At 48.1% G+C, this 2,640-nt stretch carries 2 protein-coding genes and 1 pseudogene; 2 read left to right on the plus strand and 1 reads right to left on the minus strand.

Annotation, left to right across the window (positions count from 1 at the left end):
- Positions 1 to 306: pseudogene (locus PX484_RS18040) on the plus strand (hypothetical protein); the annotation flags it as partial.
- A 109-nt stretch (positions 307 to 415) separates the two neighbouring features.
- On the opposite strand, the gene PX484_RS18045 reads toward PX484_RS18040, so the two are convergent.
- A complete protein-coding gene (locus PX484_RS18045) occupies positions 416 to 1,165 on the minus strand; it encodes a PEP-CTERM sorting domain-containing protein (RefSeq protein ID WP_287668971.1) in 750 nt (249 codons plus the stop codon).
- 337 nt (positions 1,166 to 1,502) lie between these two features.
- Here PX484_RS18045 and PX484_RS18050 point away from each other — a divergent pair, with 337 nt between their 5' ends.
- Complete coding sequence (locus tag PX484_RS18050) at positions 1,503 to 2,399, plus strand: ABC transporter permease (protein WP_287668974.1); 897 nt, start codon at positions 1,503 to 1,505, stop codon at positions 2,397 to 2,399.
- Positions 2,400 to 2,640: the final 241 nt, after the last annotated feature.

Genomic DNA, 2,640 nt, shown 5'->3' on the forward strand with positions numbered 1-2,640 from the left:
ATTGAGCGGCTATGGTTGCGCTGGTTGACGCTGGAGGGAGAGTTGATTCCCCTGGCCGATGAGGAGTTAATTGTGGCGAAACAAGAGGCTTCTGCGGCGAAACAAGAGGTTTCTGCGGCGAAACAAGAGGCTTCTGCGGCCAAACAAGAGGCTTCTGCGGCCAAACAAGAGGCTTCTGCGGCGAAACAAGAGGTTTCTGCGGCTAAACAAGAGGCTTCTGCGGCCAAACAACGAGCAGAACAACTAGCGGCACGATTGCGGGAATTAGGGATAGATCCTGAAACTATTCCTCAGATTGACTTTTAAATTTAGGCAGAGCCTAAATGTTTGGTTACAAGGCAGAGCCTTGGAACCAAGTATCAAAAACCCCCCAAAAAAGAGAGAGGAAACCCGCGTCTCCTCTCCCTTGTAGGCATTATTTTCTAGCTTTGCGGACAGCACCCCCTAGCATTAAACCGCCCAGTGTGATAAAACCAAGAAGGCTCGCGGGTTCGGGGACCGGAACGGGTGCGGGCTGATTTCCGGGCACGGTCAACACACTCGACATCGCATACAGCGACTTCGCAGTGGAAGAAACGTCAGTGGTCTGCGCTATCCAACCAGAAAAAACCACGGAATCAGCCTGCCCCGCGGCCACGGAACCAAAGAACCCTCCTCCGCCCAACTGATTCTGAGGAAATCCGGTACCGAGATAAACTGATCCTGTCCAAACAAGGTTGGAGGAGATAACATCGTTAGGTTGTAGATTTATGGGGTGTTGGAGAGACCCATCCCAGAGATCGGCATTATTATTGGCGACCTTGTTGCCATCTATGAGGTAGATGGGAACATCTGGCTGACTGCCATCAGTACCGGTATTGACTTTGGCAGAGGTAGCGAAAGTAGAACCGATCGCCTTCCAAGTGATTGTACCCAGGTTAAATCCTGCCGTTGTTAATTGCGTAGCAAGAGCGCTTCCTGTTACCTGGTTGGTGACAAAGGTATTGTAGTCGTTGATGTTGGAGCTTGTTGCATTCCGTGTGCCGGAGGTGACAAACACCAAACGATACTGATCGCCCGGATTCAAGCCTGTAGGGACGACCACCAAAGCAGCCTGTGCCGCACTGGTTCCCAGAGTTGCCAGGGCAACCCCGGCGGAGACAATGCCGAGTTGTTTTATTTTCATCAAAAGAAAAGGGTTAATGGTAAATGGTTTGAGTGCTTAGGACATTTAGATTTGGGTTAAGCAATAGGGCAACCCAAAACAATGACCAGCGAACCTAACATTCAAGAGGGTACACACTTCCCCCCCCCGCGTTGTATCAAAAGCTACAATTTAATAAATATTTACATTCTTCTCCCCCAAGGCTTGCGCCCCTTGTATATTGGAGAAGTGGTAGGGTGTCAGCCTTTTCTTCGAGAGGATTTGCTGATCACCGGGACCCCAAGAGAGCCATCTGATCACTTATAAACTGTTGACTATCTAAATTACTCGTTAAGACTGCATTAGAGGTAAATATTTCATGAGCCAAACCATCACACCTTCTTCCTTAAAAGCTAGTTTAGCCCCCAATCCCACTAGAGCAGCAACGGTGGAGGATGGGGGAAATGTGCTAGGGGAATTTCTGCAAGAAACTCTGGCCATGACTAAACGTCTGTTCATCCAATTACAACGTCGTCCTTCAACCCTAATCGCGGGGGTAATTCAGCCCTTTATGTGGCTGATTTTATTCGGGGCATTGTTTTATAAGGCTCCCCAGGGACTATTCGGCAACGATCTCAGTTATGCTAAATTTCTCGCCCCCGGAGTGATTGTCTTTACCGCTTTTTCTGGGGCCCTCAATGCCGGTTTGCCGGTAATGTTCGATCGAGAATTTGGCTTCCTTAACCGTCTCTTGGTAGCACCTTTAACCACTCGTTACTCGATCGTGGCCGCTTCTACCATCTATATTATCGTCCTCAGTTTCATCCAAACCGCCTCGATCGTGGCTGCTAGTGCCTTTTTAGGGGCCGGATTGCCTAGTTTAGCCGGATTAGGTGCGATCGCTTTGATTGTTTTCCTAATAGTTTTGGGGATGACTGCCTTGAGTCTCAGTTTAACCTTTGCTCTGCCCGGACATATCGAATTAATCGCCGTCATTTTCGTCACCAATTTACCGCTTTTATTTGCCAGTACCGCCCTCGCTCCCTTAAACTTTATGGCAGATTGGTTACAAGTAATCGCTAGTCTCAACCCTCTTACCTATGCGATCGAACCAATCCGTTATATTTATTTCAATCAGCACTGGTCTTTTGATAGCATAGTCTTACAAACCCCTTGGCTTGACCTCAATTTCTTGACAGTTTTAGCCCTGCTCTTCGCTTTCGATCTGCTAATCCTTTTGGCAATTCAGCCCTTACTTCGTCGTCGTTTTGCTTAAATCAGTTATCAGTTATAAGTTATCAGTTTACTGTTCACTGAAAAGCCTACAACTTTCTCACCACCAAAAACTAGACAAGTAAGTAGTTATAATTAAATTGAATATAGATTTTGCCTCTGATCCCCCCTTAGTCCCCCCTTGATAAGGGGGGTGCCGATCCCCCCTTAGTCCCCCCTTAATAAGGGGGGTGCCGATCCCCCCTTAGTCCCCCCTTAATAAGGGGGGTGCCGATCCCCCCTTA

Origin of the sequence: Microcystis sp. M49636_WE2 (assembly GCF_030065375.1) — a bacterium.
Lineage (GTDB): Bacteria > Cyanobacteriota > Cyanobacteriia > Cyanobacteriales > Microcystaceae > Microcystis > Microcystis aeruginosa_C.

Excerpts from the sequence above, each read along its gene's own strand:
- PX484_RS18045 (WP_287668971.1), bottom strand. The coding sequence starts at position 1,165 with ATGAAAATAAAACAACTCGGCATTGTCTCCGCCGGGGTTGCCCTGGCA.
- PX484_RS18050 (WP_287668974.1), top strand. The coding sequence starts at position 1,503 with ATGAGCCAAACCATCACACCTTCTTCCTTAAAAGCTAGTTTAGCCCCC.